The sequence below is a fragment of the Bacillus sp. FSL W8-0116 genome (genome assembly GCF_038003825.1).
Lineage (GTDB): Bacteria > Bacillota > Bacilli > Bacillales > DSM-4216 > Bacillus_O > Bacillus_O smithii.
The window spans coordinates 81,885-97,423 of record NZ_JBBOPY010000002.1; the positions used below are offsets into that span (position 1 = coordinate 81,885).

At 39.4% G+C, this 15,539-nt stretch carries 12 protein-coding genes and 2 pseudogenes; 13 read left to right on the forward strand and 1 reads right to left on the reverse strand.

Features of this window, described 5'->3' with window-relative positions; translation table 11 throughout:
- The first annotated feature begins 65 nt into the window (after positions 1–65).
- Positions 66–1,178, forward strand: coding sequence for an RNA-guided endonuclease TnpB family protein (locus N1I86_RS16425; protein WP_003353982.1), 1,113 nt, complete (start codon positions 66–68; stop codon positions 1,176–1,178).
- Positions 1,179–1,282: 104 nt separating this feature from the next.
- A complete protein-coding gene (locus N1I86_RS16430) occupies positions 1,283–1,924 on the forward strand; it encodes an ADP-ribosylglycohydrolase family protein (protein ID WP_341097513.1) in 642 nt (213 codons plus the stop codon).
- A 166-nt stretch (positions 1,925–2,090) separates the two neighbouring features.
- Here N1I86_RS16430 and N1I86_RS16815 read toward each other — a convergent pair.
- Positions 2,091–2,324, reverse strand: a pseudogene (locus N1I86_RS16815) (hypothetical protein); the annotation flags it as partial.
- A 316-nt stretch (positions 2,325–2,640) separates the two neighbouring features.
- Between N1I86_RS16815 and flaG the strand changes: the two are divergent.
- From flaG to N1I86_RS16485, 11 genes and pseudogenes are all read left to right on the forward strand, one after another.
- Entirely contained in the window at positions 2,641–2,994 is a 354-nt protein-coding gene (gene flaG / locus N1I86_RS16435) for a flagellar protein FlaG (protein WP_004439705.1), read from the forward strand.
- A 13-nt stretch (positions 2,995–3,007) separates the two neighbouring features.
- Positions 3,008–4,792 (forward strand): flagellar filament capping protein FliD, encoded by a 1,785-nt coding sequence (fliD, locus tag N1I86_RS16440; RefSeq protein ID WP_341097516.1) that lies wholly within the window; start codon positions 3,008–3,010, stop codon positions 4,790–4,792.
- Positions 4,793–4,910: 118 nt separating this feature from the next.
- A complete protein-coding gene (gene fliS / locus N1I86_RS16445; protein ID WP_341097519.1) occupies positions 4,911–5,312 on the forward strand; it encodes a flagellar export chaperone FliS in 402 nt (133 codons plus the stop codon).
- The gene (locus N1I86_RS16450; RefSeq protein WP_270583269.1) at positions 5,312–5,662 is read left to right on the forward strand and encodes a hypothetical protein; all 351 of its coding nucleotides are present in this window, start codon (positions 5,312–5,314) and stop codon (positions 5,660–5,662) included. Before fliS ends, N1I86_RS16450 begins: the two co-directional genes overlap by 1 nt.
- Positions 5,663–5,820: 158 nt before the next feature.
- On the forward strand, positions 5,821–6,066 hold the full coding sequence (locus N1I86_RS16455; RefSeq protein WP_004439713.1) for a hypothetical protein: 246 nt from the start codon (positions 5,821–5,823) through the stop codon (positions 6,064–6,066).
- A 231-nt stretch (positions 6,067–6,297) separates the two neighbouring features.
- Positions 6,298–6,849, forward strand: coding sequence for a ribosome hibernation-promoting factor, HPF/YfiA family (hpf, locus tag N1I86_RS16460; protein ID WP_040341426.1), 552 nt, complete (start codon positions 6,298–6,300; stop codon positions 6,847–6,849).
- A 364-nt stretch (positions 6,850–7,213) separates the two neighbouring features.
- Entirely contained in the window at positions 7,214–9,727 is a 2,514-nt protein-coding gene (gene secA, locus N1I86_RS16465) for a preprotein translocase subunit SecA (protein WP_327798012.1), read from the forward strand.
- A 137-nt stretch (positions 9,728–9,864) separates the two neighbouring features.
- A protein-coding gene (gene prfB / locus N1I86_RS16470) for a peptide chain release factor 2 (protein WP_147542793.1) occupies positions 9,865–10,966 on the forward strand; the annotation gives its coding sequence in 2 pieces (ribosomal slippage) (positions 9,865–9,936 and positions 9,938–10,966; 1,101 coding nt in all).
- A 425-nt stretch (positions 10,967–11,391) separates the two neighbouring features.
- Positions 11,392–12,042: an IS607 family transposase gene (locus N1I86_RS16475; protein ID WP_003353566.1), complete on the forward strand. Its 651-nt coding sequence runs from the start codon at positions 11,392–11,394 to the stop codon at positions 12,040–12,042.
- Positions 12,005–13,183, forward strand: a complete 1,179-nt coding sequence (locus N1I86_RS16480) for an RNA-guided endonuclease InsQ/TnpB family protein (RefSeq protein ID WP_341095405.1) — start codon at positions 12,005–12,007, stop codon at positions 13,181–13,183. The genes N1I86_RS16475 and N1I86_RS16480 overlap by 38 nt, the downstream gene beginning before the upstream one ends.
- 543 nt (positions 13,184–13,726) lie before the next feature.
- Positions 13,727–15,280 (forward strand): annotated as a pseudogene (locus N1I86_RS16485) (IS5 family transposase).
- The last annotated feature ends 259 nt before the right edge of the window (positions 15,281–15,539 follow it).

The following is a 15,539-nucleotide window of genomic DNA, read 5'->3' on the forward strand; positions in this document are numbered from 1 at the left end:
TACGGATTTTTTACGGTATAATCAATATATACGAAATTTTTCCGCACAAAGTGAGGTGAATTGATATGGCCAAGCAAAACAAAGCTTTCAAGTTTCGTTTGTTACCAAACAAAGAACAATCCGCATTATTAGCTAAGACATTTGGTTGTGTTCGCTTTGTCTACAATAAGATGTTAGCTGAACGCAAAGAAACGTATGAAAAGTTCAAGGATGATAAAGAATTGCTTAAAAAGCAAAAGTTTCCGACCCCTGCAAAATATAAAAGTGAATTTCCATTCCTAAAAGAAGTGGATTCTTTAGCTTTGGCAAATGCACAAATGAACTTACAGACTGCTTATAAGAATTTCTTTGAAGGAAATGCGGATTTTCCAAAGTTCAAAAATCGTAAAGCAAAACAATCCTATACAACTAATATGGTCAACGGAAATATTAAGCTAGAAAATGGTCATATCAAACTGCCAAAAATCAAAAAGCCAATAAAAATGAAACAGCATAGAGAGATACCTGCTGATTATAAAATCAAATCTTGCACTATTTCTAAAACAAAGACAGGCAAATACTACATTTCAATTTTGACAGAATATGAGAAAGATATTCGTCCAGTTAAAATACAGAAAGTTGTTGGTTTGGATTTTGCTATGGATGGTCTATATGTCGAGAGTGAACAGGGTAAGAAAGCCAATTACCCACGTTACTATCGGCAAGCCTTAGATAAATTAGCAAAAGCACAACGAATTCTTTCTCGAAGAAAGAAAGGTTCTGCAAGATGGGAAAAACAACACCTGAAAGTGGCTAAGCTACATGAAAAGACAGCGAATCAGCGCAGAAACTTTCTTCATCATAAGTCAAAAGAATTAGCAACAAACTATGACGCTGTGATTATTGAGGACTTAGACATGAAAGGCATGTCTCAAGCCCTCAACTTTGGAAAAAGCGTTCATGATAACGGCTGGGGGATGTTCACTACTTTCTTAGCGTATAAGCTAAAAGAACAGGGGAAACAACTTGTGAAAATTGATAAGTGGTTTCCCTCCACTAAGAAGTGTTCATGTTGCGGCAAGGAAAAAGAAATGCCATTATCTGAACGTGTATATAAATGTTCTTGCGGCTTTGTATTAGATCGCGATCACAATTCAGCAATCAATATCAAAAATGAGGGATTACGCTTATTAGCATAAAGAATAATAACTTTCGGAACGAGAGGGTTAGCTCGGTCAATTTTCTGTCATTAGACGGGATTACCCGAGAAGCCCCCACTTCAATCAAACCGTAAGGTTGATAAGTGGAGGGTAGTTCACAATGGCATCGTCGGAATCCACGGGGAGTTGGCCGAACGATAAGCCATGTTCTTTCTCAGTATCAGGGGGATTGGTTTCAAACGGCGTTTCACGTTCATTGTGCGCAACAAGGAAAAAGCAGCGGCAACGGATCTTTAATGAGATGCCTCCCGGTGGCGCTTGCTTATTCCGATCAAGAGATGATGGAGAAGATTACCTTTCTGCAATCAAAAATGACCCATTACGCCGATGAAGCGGCAGAAGCTTGCTTGATCTATAATAGAATAGCGTTTCGTTTGTTAAAAGGAGAAAATCTTAAAACGTCCCTGAAAGAAGAAATAATGAATACGTGCTATTCTTCTGTTTGCTTTCGTAAAGAGCCGGATTGTCCTCCTGATGGCTATGTTGTCCATACGTTGATATGGGTATTGCATTGGCTTTGGAATTGCCATACGTTTGAAGAAGTAGTGATCGAAGCGGCCAACAGGGGCGGGGACAGCGATACCATTGCTTCCATTGCCGGTGGACTGAAAGGACTGGAAGCAGGGTTTCATCGTTTACCTCGCAGGTTTACAGAGATATTGCGGGTCAAGCAAGAATTAGAATTATTATCAGAAAAACTGTGCGCTGTTAGACAGCGGATATAGGTCTTTTTTAGAGATCTCAATTTGTACTGTTTTATTTTTGAGAGGGCAAAATTCCAGTATGATTGTGATTCTTTTAAAAGATATGGTTCCATAAATAAAAAGAGCCAAGGCCGCACGACTCAAAATGGTCGAGAAGCCGATGGCCTTTTTTATACATCGTCTATGATTACCAGCCAAAGCCGCCCCCAAACGGGTAACCGAATCCTCCGTATCCTCCGTATCCGTAGGGGTACCCATAACCAAAGCCTGGACCGTATAAGAAAGGAGAAAGTAAAGCTGCTGAAGTCAAACCTCCTAAAAATCCACCGAAAAATGGTCTTCCGAACCCAAACCCAAATGGTCTACCAAACCCAAATGGTCTACCAAACCCAAATGGTCTACCAAACCCAAATGGTCTTCCAATTATTCTTTCGTCATTTGTCACATCAGGGTGCATTTTCATTCCTCCTCATTTTACTTAGCTTAACAGCTCACTTTAAAATATGCGTTTGTTCTAATATTGTTTTAGGCAAACAACTTATTTTAGGTAAGAGTTTAATGAACAGTACATCATTTTCTCATCTTGGGACTCTTAAATTAAAAAATATCAGACATGGTAATTCGTCCAAAATTATTTACCTTAAGCATGAATTATAAGAGAGAAAGATAAAAAAAAGCCGGCCGCTGACGATAAAAAGAATAGGATGTGGAGTTATCAGAGGGGAGTGGTTCGGAAAATGGTTGAGAAAGTAGCCAATTCGGAATTGATTTATCAGGCAGTGACGTTGCAGCAAGACGTACTGAAACGGACAGCTGAAGATCAAACAACGATGACTCAACAGCCAGCTTTCCCTCAACTAAGTCACTCAAAAGAGCAAGTTCATGAGATTGTCGAGAGCATGAATCATTTTTTAAAATCATCCAACACGCATTTGAAATTTGTGTTTCATGATCAATTGAAAGAATATTATGTGAAGATTGTGAACGATGAAACGAACGAAGTGGTGAAAGAAATTCCGCCAAAGAAATTGTTGGATATTTATGCAGCAATGGCCAATTATTTAGGTATATTAGTAGATAAGAAAATTTAGGGGAGTGAAAAATATGGTAACGAGAATCACAGGACTCGCCAGCGGCATGGACATTGATTCCATGGTGAAACAGTTGATGACAGCGGCAAAAGTGCCGTTAGATAAGTTAAAGCAGCAAAAACAAATTCTCGAATGGCAGAGAGATGATTACCGTGATATGAATTCTGCCCTTCTTGATTTCAGAAGTCTCCTCACACAAATGAAGCTGACGACGAATTATCGTGCCCGTCAAGTAGCATCGTCGGACGATTCAAAAGTGACAGCGACTGCTTCCAGTGCTGCGGGACTCACCTCTTACAGCATTTCCAACGTGACACAATTGGCCAGTGCGGAAACGATTGCGGCGAAAAATAGTATTACAAATGATGCAGCTAATTTTGATCCGACTAAAAGTCTGCAAGATCAGCCGTTAAATCTAACTTGGAAAACGGGCGGAGTGGCGACAAAATCGATTACTGTAACAGCAGATGGGACCAATTTTGAACTAGGAGAAAGTAATTTTGATTTAAACAAAAGCGGGGATTGGAACGTTGTTGTCAATGGGCAGACATTTACCGTTGTAACAGACCCTGGTCATACTCTGAATTCGAATGAAGTTTATATCGATTCCAATGGGAATATGACTTTTGGAACAACAATAGCAAAAGACAGCACCATTAAAATTGATTATATTACAACGGATATTACGCAAAAATATAGCGTTTTTTCTATTGATTCTTGGACATCCAAAGGGGAAGTAAAGAAAAACTTCCTCGTTCAAGGGAGCGATTCACTGAATACCGTCATCAGTAAAGTGAATTCTTCCGGCGTCGGTGTCAACATGTTCTATGATTCTTTTTCGGGGAAAATGTCCGTTGTACGTACGGAAACGGGAGATTTTAACAGCGCCGGATTGGATCTTCAAATCACCGGAGATTTTGCCAAAGCGATTAGTTTAGAAACAAATGAAAATGACAGTAGCGGGAATAGTTATGTAAACGTTCAAGAAGGAAAAAACGCGAAGTTCACTTTAAACGGCTTAGAAACAGAGCGCACGTCCAATACATTTACTGTCAATGGAGTCAACTTTACTCTTAAACAAACATTTGATAGTCCGGTCACCGTGACCGTAACTAATGACAGTGATACCGTGTATCAGAATATAAAAAACTTTATAGATAAATATAATGACTTGATCGACAAGATTAGCAAGAAAACGTCGGAAGAACGTTATCGCGATTACCCGCCTTTGACGGATGACCAGCGCGAGCAATTAACGGACAAGCAGCAGGAACAATGGGAAGAAAAGGCAAAAAGCGGTCTTTTGCGCAATGATCCGATTTTAACGGGCCTTTTAAGCAAGATGCGCACCAATTTTTACAGTACGGTCCAAAATGATTCCGTTTCCGCAAACTATAACCAAATCGCCAAAATCGGCATTACCACTTCGAGCAACTTTTTAGACGGCGGAAAATTAATCATCGACGACGCGAAGTTAAAACAAGCGATCCAAGATGATCCGACATCGGTTGAAAATCTTTTCCGCGGGGATGGAGGCATTATTCAGCAGCTGTATGATACGGTCAATAATGCAATGAGTCAATTAAAGGATAAAGCCGGAAATTCGTATTCGACGAATCAGCAGTTTTCGATTGGCCGTCAATTGGATGATATTGATAAACGTGTAACAGATATGCAAAACAGCTTGGATGACTTAGAAAATCGCTATTATAATCAATTCACTGCAATGGAACAAGCGATTCAACAAGCTAATCAGCAATCTTTATATTTAACACAAATGCTTTCCGGCGGTAATTAATTAAGAAAAATGGCGAAAATATTTCCACGTTGATAAACAGGTTTTCCGGTCCCTTAACGGTCATTTCAGAACGGACTATGGATGGAAACTAACAGCTTACTAAAGGAGAGATACGGACATGGCAATCAATAATCCATACCAAGCATACGAAAAAAACGCTGTTTCTACTGCATCGCCTGGCGAGTTGACGTTAATGCTTTATAATGGCTGTCTGAAATTTATGCTTCAGGCAAAGAAAGCTATCGAAGACAAAAATTTTGAGAAGAAAAATACTTATATTCAAAAAGCGCAAAATATCATTCGTGAATTGATGGTCACTTTAAATATGGATGTAGAGCTGTCCAAAAATTTAATGGCTGTATATGACTATATGAATCGCCGTCTCATTCAAGCAAATGTGAAAAATGATCTCGAGATTTTAGATGAGGTGATGGAATTCATTACGGAACTGCGTGATACGTGGAAGCAGGCGATTCAAGAACAACGGAAACAGCAGTATGGGACAGGCGGTCGAGTGTAATGGGAGACATGCGGACCTGTTTTCACATTACGCAGCAATTGTTTCACCACGTTCAAGCAAAGCCGGCAGTGGCAGATCGAGATGAATGGATTAAGAGATTGCTTGATTTGCTCGATGAGCGGGAGCAGGTCTTAAAAAGCCTTAAGCCGCCATTTACTGCAGAGGAAGAGAAACTTGGCCAAACCATCATGAAATGGAATGATGTGATTCAACAAGCATTAAAGGGAATTCTAGCAGAGATTAAACAAAGCATTCATGGAATTCACAACAAGAAGCAAAACATGAGAAAGTACTTGAATCCGTATGCGTCTTTGCAGACGGATGGCGTGTTTTATGATAGAAGAAAATAGGTGGAAAGATTGCCAAAAGTGAATTTGACAGAAAATCAATTTCAGTTGCTGCGAGACTATCTTCAGCTTTTGGAAACGATTGATGAGGTTTTTTTTGGATTGTTTCCCATTTTCTTCAAGGACAAAACTCCAACTCCGTTCAAAAAATACTGAAAGACGTGATTCATGCTTTTCATGAAATTCATTTTGCCCATTTAACCGTTTCTGAGTTTTTAAAAGAAGATCAAAAAGCTCTGGAGGCCGTTGTCAGTTTTCAAATTTTGGAAGATCATATGAAAGACTTTTTAAAAAATGAGAACGTTTTGTCCGAACAAGAACGGATTTTGGAATATGTATTGTACCCTGCTTTTGTCCGTTGGCTTCGTGAAATTCAAAACACGTTCAAACCGTATATAGTCCATTAAAAGAAGCTTGCCTGCTGGTAGGCTTCTTCTTTCATGATCGAAAGTGAAGTTCTACTCCTTGTCGAAAAGAAAGAGAACTGCATAATCTGTAGAAGGAATTAGAACAATAAATGTGAATTATTCGACAAAAAATAGACACAGTTTTTTTCGAAGATTAGGCAGGAATGAAAGGGGAGAAAACGAAATATATACATATAGCTTTTAGCTTCTTGCATAAAAGGAGGAGTTTGCATGATGAACTACAACATTCGAGGCGAAAATATTGAAGTAACGCCGGCAATCCGTGAATATGCCGAAAAAAAAATCGGAAGATTAGAACGCTATTTTAATGAAACTCCTGATGCAAACGTCCATGTAAATTTGAAAGTTTATCCAGATAAAATGGCGAAGGTGGAGGTTACCATTCCTCTTCCAAATCTTGTGCTCAGGGCAGAAGAACGCAATCAAGATATGTATGCAGCAATCGATTTAATTGTCGACAAGCTTGAACGTCAGATTCGTAAACATAAGACGAAAGTTAATCGAAAACTGAGAGAACAAGGCAGTACAAAAGAGCTTTTCACTGTCAATGAAAGCGGACAGTCAAATGCTGAAGAAGAAAACGACATTACTATTGTCCGGACAAAACAATTTAGCTTAAAGCCGATGGACAGTGAGGAAGCGATTTTACAAATGAATCTGCTTGGTCATAACTTCTTTATTTATACAGATGCTGAAACAAATGCAACCAATATTGTATACCGTCGAAAAGACGGCAAATACGGTTTAATTGAAACGAATTAACAATTGATCATAAGAGGCTGATGATAGGGCCGGGCTGCTCCGATTTGTTAAAGTTAAAGTACATCGTCGATAGACATTGTGCTTTCGGAGGAAGTCCGGCTCTTTGTTTTTGGAAAAAACATCGGCAATGTTCTCATCATTCACACAAAGAAGGTTTATTTCCACCATATCGGACGCCGTTTACAAAAGTTGTCTCTGTATAGCGACAGTGGTATTATAAAATAGTGAAAAAGTGCAATGATCTGTGTTTATAAGTGGTCTATTACATGCTAAACAATTTTGTTCAATTTCTTCTTTTCCAAGTGTTGACCACATATTTTAGTCAGAAGAGAGTTTTGAAAGCTAATAAAGGAGAGTACAATGAATGGGATTACTAAATAAACTGTTTGATGCCAACAAGCGAGAGGTCAAACGTCTGAAAAAGATGGCTGACCAAATTGACGCACTTAGTTCTGAAATGGAAAAGCTCTCTGACGATCAACTTCGTGCCAAAACAGAAGAATTTAAACAGCGTCATCAAAACGGAGAATCGTTAGATGACTTATTAATAGAGGCTTTTGCCGTTGTACGGGAAGGAGCGCGCCGAGTTCTCGGCTTATATCCTTACAAAGTGCAGCTCATGGGTGGCATTGCCCTTCACGAAGGCAATATAGCGGAAATGAAAACAGGGGAAGGAAAAACGTTGACCGCCACTATGCCGGTTTATTTAAATGCTCTCGCCGGAAAAGGCGTTCACGTTGTGACGGTAAACGAATATTTGGCTTCCCGCGACGCCACGGAAATGGGCAAGCTTTATGAATTTCTTGGACTGACCGTAGGGCTTAACTTAAACAGCATGTCAAAAGAGGAAAAAAAAGAAGCCTACCAAGCAGATATCACGTACGGAACGAACAACGAATTTGGATTTGATTATTTGCGAGATAACATGGTTTTGTATAAAGAAGATAAAGTTCAGCGCCCTCTTTACTACGCTGTCATCGACGAAGTAGACTCGATTTTGATCGATGAAGCCCGCACTCCGTTAATCATTTCCGGACAAGCGGAAAAATCCACTCAGCTTTATATCCAAGCTAATGCGTTTGTCAAAACTTTAAAACGCGATGAAGATTATACGTACGATGAAAAAACAAAAGCCGTGCTACTGACAGAAGAAGGCATCAACAAAGCGGAAAAATACTTTGGAATCGATAACTTGTTTGATTTAAAACACGTCACGCTAAACCACCATATCAGCCAAGCTTTGAAAGCTCATGTAAGCATGCATCGTGACGTCGATTACGTTGTTCAAGACGGCGAAATCGTCATTGTCGACCAATTTACAGGGCGTTTGATGAAAGGACGCCGCTACAGCGATGGGCTCCATCAAGCCATCGAGGCAAAAGAAGGATTAAAAATTCAAAACGAAAGCATGACGTTGGCTACGATCACATTCCAAAACTATTTCCGGATGTACGCGAAATTGGCAGGGATGACAGGAACAGCAAAAACGGAGGAAGAAGAATTCCGAAATATATACAATATGAGAGTCATTGTCATTCCTACGAATAAGCCTGTCATCCGTGAAGATCGCCCTGATTTGATTTACGCAACGATGGAAGGAAAATTTCGCGCAGTAGTGGAAGATATTTATCAGCGCCATATGACAGGGCAGCCTGTGCTTGTAGGGACAGTGGCCATTGAAACATCTGAATTGTTGTCGAAGATGCTGACAAAAAAAGGTGTCCGCCACAACGTATTGAACGCCAAAAACCATCAGCGTGAAGCGGAAATCATTGCCCATGCGGGTGAAAAAGGGGCTGTCACCATCGCAACGAACATGGCCGGACGCGGAACCGATATTAAGCTGGGCGAAGGGGTAAGCGAATTAGGCGGACTTGCCGTGATCGGGACAGAACGCCATGAGTCTCGCCGGATCGACAATCAGCTCCGCGGACGTTCAGGTCGTCAAGGCGATCCGGGGGTTACCCAGTTTTATTTATCGATGGAAGATGAGTTAATGAGGCGTTTCGGCTCAGATAATCTAAAAAATATGATGTCGCGTCTTGGTATGGACGATTCCCAGCCGATTCAAAGCAAAATGGTCACGAGAGCGGTCGAATCTGCACAAAAACGTGTGGAAGGCAATAACTTCGATGCCAGAAAGCGGTTGTTGGAGTACGATGATGTCCTGCGTCAACAACGGGAAATCATTTATAAACAGCGCGATGAAGTATTGGAATCGGACAATTTACGTTCTATTATTGAGAATATGATTCGCTCCGTTCTTGAAAGAGTCGTTCAATCCCATGCTTCTACTGCAGAAGACGAGGAACAATGGAATTTGCAAGGAATCGTCGATTATGTCAATGCCAATCTTCTTCCGGAAGGAGACGTCACAGTAGAAGACTTGCTCGGAAAAGAGCCGGACGAGATGGTGGATCTGATTTTTTCGAAAGTGCAAAAACGCTATGATGAAAAAGAAGAAAGCCTGTCGAAAGAACAGATGCGCGAATTTGAAAAAGTCATTCTTCTGCGCGCAGTCGACTCCAAATGGATTGACCATATTGATGCTATGGAACAGCTCAGGGAAGGCATCCATTTGCGTGCTTACGGGCAAATTGATCCGCTTCGCGAGTATCAAAATGAAGGTTATCAGATGTTTGAGCTTATGATTGAAGCCATTGAAGAAGAAACGGCAAAATATATTATGAAAGCGGAAATCCACAGCAATTTGGAACGCCAAGAAGTGGCGAAAGGACAAGCGGTCAATCCGAAAGAAGACGGTGAAAAAGTAAAGCGGCAGCCTTTTCGCAAAAAAGTCAATATCGGCCGCAACGACCCGTGTCCATGCGGAAGCGGCAAAAAATATAAAAACTGCCATGGTAAGACGGCAGGATAAACGTTTGGCCGGCAGTGATTCTTTTGCCCCCTTTTCTTTCCTGATGAGATAAGAGAAGGGGTTCTCTCTTGCCCGGTAAATCAGGGTGAAGGTAAAATACAAAATAGCTACGAGATTAAACGATGAGGTGAGAAGGAATGGAACTTTTTGAAATTCGAAATGAATTGGATAAAACAGCTAAGAGATTAGCGGATTTTAGGGGGTCTCTTTGACTTAGAAAATAAAGAAGCGCGCATTGCGGAATTGGATGACATTATGATGCAGCCTGATTTTTGGAACGACCAGCAAAAAGCCCAGGCCATCATCAATGAAGCCAATGGATTAAAAGATCTTGTGAACGAGTATAAAGATCTTTTAGAAACGCAAGAAAATCTGGATTTAACCTATGATCTTGTCAAAGAAGAAAACGATACGGAATTGAAAGCAGAATTGGAATCAGAGCTGGAAGACTTCACAAAACGGCTGAATCGTTATGAATTGGAGCTGTTGTTAAGCGAACCGTACGATAAAAATAATGCGATACTGGAACTGCATCCCGGTGCTGGAGGAACAGAGTCGCAAGACTGGGGTTCCATGCTTCTTCGCATGTATACAAGATGGGCGGAAAAGAAGGGATATAAAGTCGAGACGCTCGATTATCTGCCTGGAGATGAAGCGGGCATTAAAAGTGTCACCTTGTTAATTAAGGGGCATAATGCTTACGGCTACTTAAAGGCTGAAAAAGGAGTCCACCGCCTTGTACGCATTTCTCCATTTGATTCATCCGGACGGCGCCACACTTCTTTTGTTTCTTGCGATGTGATGCCTGAATTTAATGAGGAAGTTGAAATTGAAATTCGCAATGAAGATTTGAAAATCGACACTTATCGCTCAAGCGGTGCAGGCGGACAACACGTTAACACAACCGATTCCGCGGTCAGAATTACCCACTTGCCGACTGGTATTGTTGTGACGTGCCAATCAGAACGTTCGCAAATTCAAAACCGCGAACGGGCGATGAACATGTTGAAAGCGAAATTATACCAAAAAAAATTGGAAGAGCAGGAAAAAGAATTGGCAGAAATCCGCGGCGAACAAAAGGAAATTGGCTGGGGAAGCCAAATACGTTCCTACGTATTTCATCCGTACTCCATGGTGAAAGACCATCGTACCAATACAGAAACCGGAAATGTACAAGCGGTAATGGACGGAGAAATTGATATGTTTATCGATGCCTATCTCCGTTCACGGCTGAAATAATGTTTTTCATCTGGGATCCTTTATACTCAGACTTCAGCGGATGTCTGAGCTGACGGAGTAGATGAAAGGAAACAGAACACAGTTGGGGCTGACTCTAAACGAACGAATCGCGTTGGTTTAGAGTCAGCTTTTTTTGACTTTAAAAGAGAATGGTTTCTTAGTAAAATGGAAATATCCATACAAAATCTGCTAAACAAGCGCTCTCATTTTGATGGAAGTCGTCCCCTCCGCTAGAATTTGGAAATCTTCATTGATGAACAGCCCCGCTCACGAGCTAAACACGGAACGATTATGTCGTTCGACGAAAATTTTTTCCATTATTATAAAGGAAGGCTTAAACAGTTTTAAATAACTTATAAAAAGTTATAAAATTTTTATTTACTTTAATTTTTTCATGCTATATTTAATTTAAGGAGGAATATAGCATGAGATATTATAGCATTCATGAATTTTCCAAATTAATCAATCGAACGCCACAAACTTTAAGAAATTGGGACAAAAGTGGAAAATTAAAACCACATCATACTGGCTCAAACGGCTATAGATATTATTCTCACGATCAACTTAAAGAGGTACTTGGTATTAAAGAAACTAGTCAAAAAGTGGTTGGTTATTGCAGAGTTTCTTCTAATAAACAAAAAGATGATTTGCAAAGACAAGTTGAAAATATGAAAAAATATTTAGAATCGTTAAATGTTGAATATGAAATCATTCAAGACATTGGTAGTGGGATTAATTACAAGAAAAAAGGTTTGCGTCAACTAATCAAAATGATAAATAACAAAGAAGTAGATAAAATAGTAGTATTCCATAAAGATAGGCTTCTTAGATTTGGTTTTGAATTGGTTGAGTATATGGCAAACCTTAATGGGTGTGAGATTGAAGTTTTAGATAGCACTGAAAAAACAGATGAACAAGAACTTGTAGAAGATTTAATACAGATTGTTACAGTATTTAGTTGTAGATTACAAGGAAAACGTGCTAATAAAACTAGAAAGTTAGTAGATGAATTAATTGAGGAAAATGAGGAGTTGCTAAATGATAAAGTCAATAAAAGGGATGTTGAAACCAAATAATAAGCAAAAAACTAAATTATTTCTATATGCGAATACAGCTAGATTTGCTTATAATTGGACAATTGCAAAGCAACAAGAAAATTATCAAAATGGTGGTAAATTCATCAATGATTCAACTTTGAGAAAACAGTTTACTCAAATGAAAAATCTTGATGAATTTAATTGGCTGAATAATGTAAGTAATAATGTAACGAAACAAGCTATTAAAGATGCTTGTGATGCTTACAAACGATTTTTTAAAGGACTATCAAAATATCCAAAATTTAAAAGGAAAAAGAAATCTATACCTAGTTTTTATCAGGATAATGTGAAAATCAAATTCACAAAAACACATGTTAAAGTAGAGGGATTTGCTTCAAGTAAAAAGTCGAATAAACAAAAGATAAATTGGATTCGATTAGCAGAAAAAGGACGTATTCCATTTGGTGAAAATGTTAAGTATATGAATCCTCGATTTACATTTGATGGTTTGAATTGGTGGGTATCTGTTGGAATAGAAACAGATAGTGATTATTCTCCTTCAAAAACAGAAGGGATAGGTATTGACTTAGGAATAAAAGATTTAGCTGTTTGTTCTGATGGTAAAGTTTATGGAAATATTAATAAAACAAAAAGAATTAGGCAATTAGAAAAGAAAAAGCGCAGGTTGCAACGTAAAATTTCAAGAAAATATGAAAAAGGAAGGGAGGGAAACCGTTACAGGAAAACCAACAACATTATAAAAAGTGAAAAGCAACTTTTAAAAGTTTCACGAAGACTAACGAATATTCGTCATAACTACATACATCAAATCACTTCTGAAATCGTAAACAGAAAACCAATGTTTATTGTTTTAGAAGATTTGAATGTAAAAGGTATGATGAAAAATAAACATTTAGCTGAATCTGTTCAACAACAGTGTTTCCATGAATTTAGAAGACAAATTGAATACAAGTCAAATTGGAATAATATTCGCTTCATTTTGGCGGATAGATGGTTTCCAAGTTCTAAGTTGTGTTCTTGTTGCGGAAAAGTTAAAAAAGACTTGAAGTTATCCGATAGAACTTTTGAATGCGAATGTGGAAATATTGTTGATCGAGATTATCAAGCGTCTATAAATCTTAAAAAATATGGTGAAAATGTTTTAGAATCTGCATCTTAACAATGCAAGTTAATGCAGACATGTACCGATTCGTTAGTCGGGAATTTACGACTTTGGAGTGTTACACCAAATGCAAGTAGCGATCTGTTTAATAGATAGACGTGAAAGCAGACACGATGAAGAAGTAATGAAACATAAAAGTTGTAGGAAATTATAACTTTTTATAAGTTTTCTGTAACGGAAAAGCATATGGTTTGCTTCGGACAACGGAAGACTTTAAAGAAGGAGTAGCGGCATTTGTAGAGAAGAGAAAACCAAATTTCGTTGGAAAATAAGATTTTCACTGCAGGAAATCAAGGCTCCCGATAACATAGTTTTCGGGAGCCTTTTTAATGTTTTTTCTTAAATACGAATTGATTTGAAATGGTAAAGGAACGGAGAGCCCGCGGAAAGCGATTGAATTTCGCGATCATCCATAATTAGGGCTTGCTGAATAAGCAAAAATTCCAGATTTGACAAGGATTTTGGCTACTTTTGTCGAATATAAAGTGTAAGGATTTCAAAGGAAACACGTAAAAAACCTTGCACTTGGAGGCTGTTACGATGTACAAAAAGACCGAACATCAATTAACTTTTGTAGATGATTTTTTTCTACCATTCGGTGGGAAATTAAATAAAGAAAATCGCTGGGTCCGTCTTGCTGAAATGATTCCTTGGTGGATGGCCGAAGAAAAGTATGCCAAGTCCTTCAAGAAGAAATTCAAAGGCGAAAAGGCTTATTCTGTCAGAATCGCTCTTGGGGCTCTTTATATCAAAGAACGGCTTGGGCTGTCTGACCGGGAAACAGTCGAACAGATCACAGAAAACCCGTATCTTCAGTATTTTATCGGCTTGCCTGAATTCCAGGAAAAAGCCCCATTCGACCATTCTCTGATGACTCGTTTTAGAAAACGTTTGGGGGCAAATATCATCAACGAACTGAATGAATGGATCGTTCTGGAAGAACAAAAACGCCAATTGGAAGAAGCATCTAAGGAAAACGACAACAATGATGATCAGGATCACGACGATGACGATCATGTTGATGAAGATCGTAATGATTATGATCATGATCGTGGCGATCTTCAGCCTCCCGGTTCCGATTCAGAAAAGCATTCAACTGAATCGGCTTCTCCCAAAACGAAGAACAGAGGAAAGCTCATTTTGGACGCAACCTGTGCACCGGCTGATATTGCTTATCCTACAGACCTCGGGTTGTTGAACGAAGCCCGTGAGAAATTGGAACATATCATTGATGTCCTGCATGAACCACACAAAGGGAAATTACGTAAGCCACGGACCTACAGAAAAAGAGCCCGCAAGGACTATCTTTCTGTCGCTAAGCAACGTAAAGCTGGCGCCCGGAAAATCCGGAAAGTTGTAGGCAAACAGCTCGGATATGTGAAACGGGATCTGGAGATCATTAAAAATCTTGTTTCCTAAAGCTCTCTGTCTCTTTTAAGCAAAGATGAATACAGGCAACTTCTCGTGATTCATGAACTTTACCGCCAACAGGCAGAAATGTACAAAAAGAAAACACACCGGGTTGACCACCGGATTGTAAGCATTTCCCAGCCACATGTCCGTCCAATTGTGCGCGGCAAGGCAAAAGCGAACGTGGAGTTCGGTTCAAAAGTCGCCATCAGTGTCGTAGATGGTTATGCCTTGATTGAGCACCTCGACTGGGAAAATTACAATGAAGGGACCACTCTCAAGGAATCTGTTGAAAACTACTACAACCGGTTCGGATTTTATCCGGAAGCGATCTTGGCAGATAAAATTTACCGAAACCGTAATAATCTGGCATACTGCAAATCTCTTGGCATTCGTCTGAGTGGGCCAAGGTTAGGACGCCCATCCAGAACGGAAGACAAAACCTTGGAACGCGTCGCAAGGCAGGATGCCTCTGAACGTAATGCCGTTGAAGGCAAATTTGGCGAAGGCAAGCGCAAGTATGGGCTGGGCCTTATTCGAGCACGCCTTCAGGAGACCAGCGAAACAGTAGTAGCCCTTCAATTCCTCATACTGAATCTGGAGCGCAAGCTCAGGGTTCTTTTTTTGAAATTTTTACACAACACTATTTTATATTTTGATAATCGGAATTTGGCTTGTATCTGACCAAATTTGATTCGTTCAGCAAGCCCTAATTACCCGAAATAAGGTTTTACATGAAGAAAGGGGTGCTCCTGGGCATTTTATTGACTTTAGAAACAGACCTTTTCTTTTTGAAATTCGTTTCCCTATATAGGAAGATTTTTTTCATTTATTACGCTCATAATAAATAATAGATAATCGGTTTGGATCAGATTCAAACGGAAATTCACGAAATGGAAACCATTTACGGAAAGGAATATCCTGGCAGCATGTTCGTGATGTC